Here is an 8,971-nt window from a genome sequence, read left to right as displayed (position 1 = left end):
AAGGAAATATCGCGTAACCGCAGCACAATCACCATCGCGCACCGGCTTTCGACCATTATCGATGTCGATGAAATCCTGGTGATGGAGCGCGGGCAGATTGTCGAACGGGGGAATCACCGCTCATTGCTGGCGCATCAGGGCGTTTATGCCGAACTGTGGGCCATGCAACAGGAAGCACGAGATCACTGATCTGTGCATTTTTCCCGCTACGGTGTTCCTTTATGTAATAAATTAAATTTGTGACATTCATATTCCTGCCTAAAACCGTGAGCGCGCCATGCCAAATACACTCTCCTTTCAAGCCCTCGATACCCTAAGTTTTGGCGTTCCACTGGCAGAAGGCCTCAGCATTCAGGATCGATTGCGTCAGCAGGGTTTCGGTTTGTTGAGTGCTGAAGCGTTATATGCGCTGATCGGCCCCAACGCAAACTCATGCCCGGATGCGATGCCCTTGTGGGCCAATTTGCTTGCCGATGAATACCTCAAGGATGGCGGGCACTATCGGTACCGACGTCATGGCAGTTTCATTCAGCATGTTTCGGTGGGCGCGAGCACAGATGTGCTCGATCTGGTGCCGCATCGGCCCCACTGGCAGCCGACTTCCTACAACGCGCTGCACGGCGGTATGTTGCGCCGGTTCGAGCCATTGACCCCTGAATTTCTGGCGATGCCGTTCTGGCAACCGCTGGTGACCCATTTGGGGCGCCTGTTTGCCGAAATCCGCCCCGTGGTGGCACGCTGGTTTATCGAAGCTCATCAATTCCGCATCGATACCCGCGACGGCGTAGGCAGGCCCACACCGGAAGGCGCGCACCGCGACGGGGTTGATTTCGTCGTGGTCATCATGATCGGCCGCAGAAACATTCGTGGCGGCGAAACCCGTGTGTTTGAAGTGGATGGCGCGCGCGGCGTTCGGTTTACCTTATCCGAACCATGCAGCGCCTTGCTAATGGACGACAGCCGCGTGATTCATGAAAGTACCCCGATCATTCCGGTGGGTAATCCGAATGACGGCTGGCGCGATACCCTGGTGCTCACATTCCGTTCGGGCGGTTTTCTGGCCCCGTGATGGCGTCTTTCGGTGAACACTTAACGGTGTATTATGAGTACCCGATTTGACCCTCAAGCCGCCCATTTATGACGACCGATTTCAAGCTTCCCGCCCGCCCGCAAAACAACACCTCATCGGTGTCCGAAGCGTTCTCCAATGTACGTATGCCGCCGCATTCCCAGGATGCGGAGCAGGCCGTACTGGGGGGGCTGATGCTGGATCATCTTGCGTTGGAAAAAATCAGTGATGTGCTACGTCCGGAAGATTTCTATCGCGCCGATCATCGCAAGGTCTACGAGGCCGTCCTGGATCTCTCCGAGGGTAACAAGCCCTTCGATGCGGTGATGGTGGCCGAGTGGCTCTCCAAGCGCGATCAACTTGAGGAGGTCGGCGGCGTTCCTTATCTGGTCGAACTGGTCGAGGCGGTGCCCACGGCGGCCAACATTCTGGCCTACGCACAGATGATCCGCGAAAGCTCGGTGCTGCGCAAACTGATCGACGTGGGTACGCAGGTTGTGCAGATGGGCTATCGCCCGGAAGGTCGTGCCGCGGCAGAAGTCATGGAATTTGCCGAACGCGAGATTTTCTCGATCGCCGATGAAGGCGAACGTCTCAAGCGCGGTTTTCGTCCCATCAAGGAACTGATGACCGGTGCCATGGATCGGGTGGCCGAACTGTTCGAGCGTGAAGAAGCGATTACCGGCCACGCCACGGGCTTTAAGGACTTCGATGAAATGACCTCCGGCCTGCAGGCGGGCGATCTGGTGATCGTTGCCGGTCGTCCGTCGATGGGCAAGACCACCTTCGCCATGAATATTGCCGAGCATGTGGCGATTTCCGGCAAAAAAGCGGTCGCGGTGTTTTCGATGGAAATGCCCGGCGAACAACTGGCGTTGCGTATGCTCAGCTCTATCGGCCGTGTCGATCAAACCCGAGTGCGGACGGGACGACTGGACGATCAGGATTGGCATCGTCTCACCTCCGCTGTGGGTATTCTGAGCCAGACACAAATTCATATCGACGATACCCCCGCACTGTCGCCCAGTGATTTGCGTTCGCGGGCGCGGCGACTGGCGCGCACATGTGACTTGGGGGTGATCGTGGTCGATTACCTACAGCTCATGCAGGTGCCGGGCACGAAGGAAAACCGCACCAACGAAATCTCGGAGATTTCCCGCTCGCTCAAATCCATCGCCAAAGAACTCAGCGTACCTGTTATTGCGCTCTCGCAGCTCAACCGCTCCCTGGAACAGCGCCCGAACAAGCGTCCGGTCATGTCCGATCTGCGTGAATCTGGCGCGATTGAACAGGATGCGGATTTGATCGTGTTCATCTACCGCGATGAGGTCTACGACAAGGAATCGCCGCAGAAAGGCATGGCAGAAATCATTATCGGCAAGCAGCGTAACGGCCCTATCGGTAATTTATTTCTTACCTTCCGTGGGCAGAACACCCGCTTTGAAGATTACATTCCAAATGACGTGATGCCGGAGGGCTATCACTCATGACTGACTTGCGTCCGTTGCAGGAAGTCACCCGAACTGAATCGATTGATCTGCGCCGACCTGAACTCACGATTGACCTCGCCGCGTTGCGACACAATGCCGCGGTGGCACGTCAGGCCGCCAAAGGCCGTAAATTGCTCGCCGCGGTGAAGGCGGATGCCTACGGTCATGGTATGGCAACGGTTGCCCGTGCGCTGCGCGATCGGGTCGATGGCTTCATGGTCGCCACACTGGGCGAGGGCGAGGCATTGCGCCAGGCAGGCATTACCCAGCGCGTGCTTGTGCTGCAGGGCGTGATGAGTCAGGCCGAGGCCCGCCGTGCCGCCCGCCGTTTTCTCGAACCGGTGTTCCACCACGTCAACCAGATCGATGCCGTCGGTACGGTCGGTTTCGGCTTGCCGCTCACGGCTTGGATAAAACTAGATACCGGCATGCATCGGGTCGGATTCACGCCGGAAGAATTCGCGCAAGCCTATGCCCGCCTCAGTGCGTTGCGCGGGGTGCGCCCGAATCCGAACGTGCTGACGCATTTCGCCTGTGCGGATGAGCCGGATCGCGGCCCGACCGACGATCAGATCACCTTATTCAAGCAGACGACCACCGAATGCTCCGGTGAAACCAGCCTGTGCAATTCCGCCGGGCTGCTTGCCTTTCCGCAAGCGGGCGGGGACTGGGTACGTCCCGGCATCATGCTGTATGGCGGTAACCCATTCATCACCGGCACGGCCGCCGATTGGGACTTGAAGCCGGTGATGACGCTTACGACGCAGTTGATTGCCGTTCGTGAAGTGCAGGCGGGTGAGCGGGTAGGGTATGGCGGTAAATTTACGGCACCGGCAACCATGCCCGTTGGAGTCGTGTCGATCGGTTATGGCGATGGCTATCCGCGTCATGCGCCCAATGGCACGCCGATCGTCGTCAACGGTCAGCGCACCCAAATCATCGGTCGGGTTTCGATGGATCTGGTTACGGTCGATTTGCGCGGCATTCAGGCTCAGGTCGGCGATACCGTACAATGCTGGGGTGATCAACTGCCCATCGACGAAGTCGCACAGGCAGCCGGCACCATCAGCTACGAACTCATGTGTCAGATGAGCGGGCGCGTCACGCGACGCGTGGTGGAAGCGTCCGAATAACGCAACATTCAATCGTGTTGTCACACGAACGGAGAAAACGCATGCACGTACTCGTATTCCAACACGTTCCTTTTGAAGGTTTGGGTGCGATGGCACCGTGGCTGGCTGAGCGAAAGGCCAAGGTGCAGGTAATCCGGCAGTATGAACCGGATTCGGGCTTGCTCCCCGCGCTTTCTGCCATTGACCTGATCATCGTGCTCGGCGGCCCGATGAGTGTGCATGATACCGATCACCACCCGTGGCTTGAAGCCGAGAAGGCCTACATTCAATCGGCCTTACGTGCCAAAACCCCGATACTCGGGCTCTGCCTCGGTGCGCAACTCATTGCCGAGCAACTGGGCGGTGCCGTGCGCAAAAACCGCCTGCCCGAAATCGGCTGGTGGCCCGTCCATTGGCATGCGGCGGCGCAACATATCTGGCCGGAATGCCAATGTGTCGTCGGGTCGGAACCTGAACCCATCGAAGCGGCCGGTACACGCGTATTTCACTGGCATGGCGAAACCTTTGATCTGCCAGCCGGGGCGCAGCTTCTGGCACATAGCGCTGCCTGCGTAAATCAAGGTTTCCTGTATCGGGATTATGTGGTCGGGTTGCAATTCCATCTTGAGATGACACCTGAGACGGTCGAGCATCTCCTGGTGAATGCTGAGGATGAACTCGTCGATAGCCCGTATGTTTCAACTGCGGAAAAGATGATGTCGGAACCCGCCGACACCTATGCACTCAATCAGCGCCTCATGGGTGAATTGCTGACATTTCTTGGGAACCTCGAAAAAATCCTTCCATGAGATTTTTCGAAGACGTTCATTGCGCGCCCCAAAGAAAAATTATTTCAATCGTTTACGCGATTGATTTGAGCGCTCATCCGACTTGGTTGGTGCAGGTCTCAGATCACCGAAGAATACGAAAATAGGGTGCATCTTTTGTCATTCAGGGGCTGTCTGTGTTGGAACTCATGTCGATTCCGTCCTGCCGTTTTTATGAAGTTCATCCAAAAATAACCCCGAGGATGCTGGTGACATTCAGATAATGACGAGCTAGAATGATTCTACAAACTTGATTGAGGTGATCACTATGTCAGCGTTCAAATTCGAAAACTTCCCTTTGACTTTCATTATTGCCTTGGTTGTTCTAGGTTGGCTTTCCTTCCTGAGTGTTATCACCTTCGGTTGATCGAACCCAAAAGACCCGTTACACCACCGAGGTCTGGCTAAAACCAGAACAAACCCGCCTTTTGGCGGGTTTGTTGTTTCTGCAAAAAGCTCTGTCGTAAAGATAAAGTATTCATCGCTGAGCTCTTTGCCATTGTCGACACAACACTCGGCTCTAAGCTCATGAACCGACCGGTTAGAGCATCGAATTTTACGTTAATGATTCCACCACTTGATTGACGCATAAAACCCGGAAAAGTTTTCCTGAATTTGCCAGCCGCTTTCGACTGGAACAGATGCTCTCGGTTTTGCACTGATTTAGATGCGATGGATTGTAATCGTGCATAAATATGGTGCATAAAAAGGGCGATATTATCTGCCTGATTTTTGTTATCTATTTGAATAATAAATAATCATATCTCTTGGCCTGCTTCATGCAAACGCAGTATTACTGTTTGTCTAAATGGTAATACCAAGAGAGAGGTGTGATATGAAGTCTGTCCTGCGTGCGGTTTCTCGAGTTGTTTTGGGTGCGGCGTTTTTAGGTAGCAGTGCGCTGGCGAGTGCTGCGCCATTCAACGATTACAGCAATGGCAACAACATGAACGATGGAGCGAAGGGTATCTATTCTCTTATAGATCCTTTGAGCAAATGCCCCACGCTATAACGCATGGTGAGACGGGGCTTTCATCTCATAACATGCGCGCACTTTCCAGTAATTCCAAGGGGGGATGCAGAATATGACTCAGGTAAAACGTTTCTGGCCGTTGCTGACCGGCACGCATACATACGAGAAGACCCTTTCAACGCGCAATCGTGGGAAAGGCGTGATTATTGAGGCGCCTATTCTCGCTTATCTGATCGAGACCGCCAACGGGCGGATTCTCTACGACGTAGGCTGCGATTACTCCAAGCTTGCCGATCCGGCATTGCGTAAACGCTATTACGAGAACGAAACCTTTCCTTTCGGACCGCCGGAGATGACGGAGGAGCAGCGACTGCCTAATCGTTTGTACGAATTGGGGCTGGCACCCCAGGACGTGGACGTCGTGTTCTGCGGCCATCTGCACTTCGACCACGGCGGCGGCTTATGCGAGATGTGTCATGCCGAGGTGCACGTTCACGGTCGTGAGCTGGAGGCGGCGCGGGCGCAAGCCGACGAGGCCTACTTCCAGGACGACTTCGCCGGAGGCTATCGTTGGCGCATCACCGAGAGCGAATACACGGTGACGCCAGGCGTCGAAGCCGTCGAGACGCCAGGACACACGGCGGGGCACATGTCACTGCTGGTCGAGTTGCCCAAGGGGCCACCGATCCTGCTCGCTGGCGATGCTGCGGACCTGAGTGAGAATCTCGAGCAGGAAATTGCTCCGGGATTGTGCTGGCATGATCGGGAGGACATGGCCGTGAACAGCATCCGCAAGCTCAAGCGTATCGCCGCCGAGACCGGGGCTGAGCTGTGGCCCAATCACGACATGGCCTTTTTCCGCAGCCGACGCCGTTTCCCCGGCTTTTACGAGTGACACCGGAGCAATTACGTACCTTTTGAATATGCCGGCCTATGGCGTAGCGAGCGCCTTGCGCGAACGTTACCACCGAGGAGGTTTACTGGCTGTGTAAAGCCACGGCTTGATCGTCTATCAGCTCATTCCGTAGTTGCGGCCGGACTTTCGCGGTTGCGCCGGGTTGTAGAATCTGACGCTGGAGCTCACATCCTGGCTGCCTCGTCAGCAGGGCTTTGCAGGCAGCCTCACTGTCGACAACGACGAGTGCCTTATGCGTCGCGAACTAGACTATCAGTGTCTGGAGGCATTCGAAGACATCGGCCGAGCCTAGTTCATCAGCGACACACTTATGTTTGAAAGCGGAATCCAGGCCGACTACACCGAGGTCTTACGCAAATCGGTGCCTAACGATGCCGGCATACTCGCGATGCGGTCCTAGAGGACGCCTGTCGGGCTCGTCGGCATTCTGGTTGCGTTGAGCTTTAAGAGCGCTTTCGACAGTCCAAAAACTTCGTCGACGGAGTACGGGGCACCTCGAAAAACTTACTTCGCGCCCCGATTGCTGCGCTGAGCGGCGCGATCTTAATTCTAAGCGGTTTCAAGGTGTTGGCCCGACGCATCGCCTAGACGGACCTGTTAGCGGTTACCTGCTAAACAGCGTTCGCAGGAAACAATCTCTTGTTCTGTGCTCTACAATCGCTGACTGTGTTGAACGTGTTGTTTGACATGGTTCTGGGCAGCGCCTCCGTTTCCGCCAGCAAGCGCGGATGCCATCGAGAGTGTAGCGCTGACCGAACAGCACGGTGCGAGGATGGTGCTTATCCTTGATACGACTGCCCTCCGTAGTGAGTTATTTGATCCAGCGACCTACACGCGCGGAATAAGCCGGTCACCTTGCGCAGATATTGGCACAGCACGCCCTAGTCTGAGTGTTTGCAGCCCCGGTGATTTTAACTGCCCGATTGTCCCAACCATCCAGCCAAGGTGGTTCAGCGATCCACAATCGAAAACGAAACGGGTTATTGCCTGACACAAAGGTACGCACCTATGCCAACATCTGAAGTGTAAATCAAAATCACGCCTCCTTTATCCCAACATTCGCTCCTCCGGGCTCATCTCATATTGGAAAGGGCTCAGTCTGGACAATATCCAAGAATAAATACACAAGGCAAGCACCTAATCGTAACCTTGGAAGAAGATCAAGAATATGCGAACCAGTGGTTATGGTTTCAGATTCACGTCCTCCTCAATAAAGGCACTGGCGGCAAGCCGCCACAAACCCGCTTAATGACTATTTTCGGAATTCGCTGAAAATGGGTGAACACCAGAATACCTAATCTATGTACCACGAGTTGGAGTACCTTCCTCCGCCTTGCACTATTTTGAGCAACCGGGCTACATACTTGCATGGTTGTGGTGAGATAACCGGGTGGTGTTTTTTGCTGATTTTAAGTTAACCATTTGAATAATTGTTGTTTTTAACTCTTGGCCTGCTTCCTGCTTTCTTAGTATTACTTTTTTTAAAAAAGGTAATACCAAAAGAGAGGTGTGATATGAAGTCTGTTCTGCGTGCGGTGTCTCGAGTTGTTTTGGGTGTGGCGTTTTTAGGTAGCAGTGTACTGGCGAGCGCTGCGCCACTGACGATCGGTTATAGCGATTGGCCGGGCTTTGTAGCATGGCAGGTGGCTATTGAAAAGAACTGGTTCAAGGATGCTGGCGTCGATGTCAAATTCGACTGGTTTGATTATGGCCCCTCAATGGAAGCCTTTGCCGCAGGCAAACTGGATGCTGTCGCCGTGACCAACGGCGATGCACTGGTCACAGGGGCGACCGGTGCCAAGAGCGTGATGATTCTGATCAATGATTACAGCGACGGTAATGACATGATCGTTGGTGTGCCGGGTATCGATTCTCTCAAGGATCTCAAAGGCAAGAAGGTGGGTGTGGAAATCGGTCTCGTCGATCATCTGCTGCTCCTCAATGGCCTGCAAAATAATGGCATGACCGAAAAGGATGTTCAGCTCGTGAATGTGCCGACCAATGAAACACCGCAGGTTCTGGCTTCGGGGCAGGTATCCGCCATTGGGGCCTTTCAACCAAGTTCCGGTATAGCGTTGAAGTTGGTACCCGGCTCCAAGCCGATCTATACCAGTGCCGACGCTCCGGGCTTGATCTACGACGTACTGGCCGTTTCTCCGCAGAGTCTGGCGATGCACCGTGCCGAATGGGAAAAAGTGACCAAGGTTTGGTATCGGGTGGTCGATTACATCAATGATCCGAAAACGCACGATGACGCGGTGCGCATCATGGCTTCGCGGGTCGGTGTTCCACCAGAGGAATATCAAGCCTTCCTGAAGGGCACCAAGATCCTGACTCTGGCAGAAGCCAAGTCGCACTTCAAGAAAGGCCCCGGCCTCGATTCGATTTATGGCTCATCTGAAATCGTGGACAAGTTCAATGTCGATAACAAGGTGTACACAGTGCCGCAGGACATCAATTCCTACATTGATCCTTCGCTGACCGATGCGCTGAAGTAATCGCGTTACTGAATGAAACGAGTCTGATTGGAGATGAGTTCAATGGCCCATTCCTCGTGGTTCTCCGTTCGCCAGCCACTGGCCCC

7 protein-coding genes and 1 pseudogene are annotated in these 8,971 nt (G+C 54.6%); all 8 read left to right on the top strand.

From position 1 onward, the window contains the following. A pseudogene (locus M7R55_RS06365) lies at positions 1 to 189 on the top strand (metal ABC transporter permease); the annotation flags it as partial. 88 nt (positions 190 to 277) lie between these two features. Further along, positions 278 to 1,069, top strand: coding sequence for a 2OG-Fe dioxygenase family protein (locus M7R55_RS06360; protein WP_298219507.1), 792 nt, complete (start codon positions 278 to 280; stop codon positions 1,067 to 1,069). A 146-nt stretch (positions 1,070 to 1,215) separates the two neighbouring features. After that, positions 1,216 to 2,559, top strand: coding sequence for a replicative DNA helicase (gene dnaB / locus M7R55_RS06355; RefSeq protein ID WP_298219509.1), 1,344 nt, complete (start codon positions 1,216 to 1,218; stop codon positions 2,557 to 2,559). Beyond that, the gene (gene alr / locus M7R55_RS06350; RefSeq protein WP_298219506.1) at positions 2,556 to 3,692 is read left to right on the top strand and encodes an alanine racemase; all 1,137 of its coding nucleotides are present in this window, start codon (positions 2,556 to 2,558) and stop codon (positions 3,690 to 3,692) included. Before dnaB ends, alr begins: the two co-directional genes overlap by 4 nt. Before the next feature lie 41 nt (positions 3,693 to 3,733). Further along, positions 3,734 to 4,480 (top strand): type 1 glutamine amidotransferase, encoded by a 747-nt coding sequence (locus M7R55_RS06345; protein ID WP_298219504.1) that lies wholly within the window; start codon positions 3,734 to 3,736, stop codon positions 4,478 to 4,480. Between the two features lie 853 nt (positions 4,481 to 5,333). Further along, positions 5,334 to 5,510, top strand: coding sequence for a hypothetical protein (locus M7R55_RS06340; RefSeq protein WP_298219503.1), 177 nt, complete (start codon positions 5,334 to 5,336; stop codon positions 5,508 to 5,510). A gap of 73 nt (positions 5,511 to 5,583) precedes the next feature. Beyond that, the gene (locus M7R55_RS06335) at positions 5,584 to 6,366 is read left to right on the top strand and encodes an N-acyl homoserine lactonase family protein (RefSeq protein WP_298219501.1); all 783 of its coding nucleotides are present in this window, start codon (positions 5,584 to 5,586) and stop codon (positions 6,364 to 6,366) included. A 1,535-nt stretch (positions 6,367 to 7,901) separates the two neighbouring features. Continuing rightward, on the top strand, positions 7,902 to 8,885 hold the full coding sequence (locus M7R55_RS06330) for an ABC transporter substrate-binding protein (RefSeq protein ID WP_298219499.1): 984 nt from the start codon (positions 7,902 to 7,904) through the stop codon (positions 8,883 to 8,885). Positions 8,886 to 8,971: the final 86 nt, after the last annotated feature.

Origin of the sequence: Halothiobacillus sp., from assembly GCF_027346185.1 — a bacterium.
GTDB lineage: Bacteria > Pseudomonadota > Gammaproteobacteria > Halothiobacillales > Halothiobacillaceae > Halothiobacillus.
The sequence above is the reverse complement of the archived record's forward strand: the minus strand, read 5'-3'. Positions and strand labels throughout refer to the sequence as shown.

Coding starts and splice junctions, on each gene's coding strand:
- M7R55_RS06360 (WP_298219507.1), top strand. CDS start 278: ATGCCAAATACACTCTCCTTTCAAGCCCTCGATACCCTAAGTTTTGGC.
- dnaB (WP_298219509.1), top strand. CDS start 1,216: ATGCCGCCGCATTCCCAGGATGCGGAGCAGGCCGTACTGGGGGGGCTG.
- alr (WP_298219506.1), top strand. CDS start 2,556: ATGACTGACTTGCGTCCGTTGCAGGAAGTCACCCGAACTGAATCGATT.
- M7R55_RS06345 (WP_298219504.1), top strand. CDS start 3,734: ATGCACGTACTCGTATTCCAACACGTTCCTTTTGAAGGTTTGGGTGCG.
- M7R55_RS06340 (WP_298219503.1), top strand. CDS start 5,334: ATGAAGTCTGTCCTGCGTGCGGTTTCTCGAGTTGTTTTGGGTGCGGCG.
- M7R55_RS06335 (WP_298219501.1), top strand. CDS start 5,584: ATGACTCAGGTAAAACGTTTCTGGCCGTTGCTGACCGGCACGCATACA.
- M7R55_RS06330 (WP_298219499.1), top strand. CDS start 7,902: ATGAAGTCTGTTCTGCGTGCGGTGTCTCGAGTTGTTTTGGGTGTGGCG.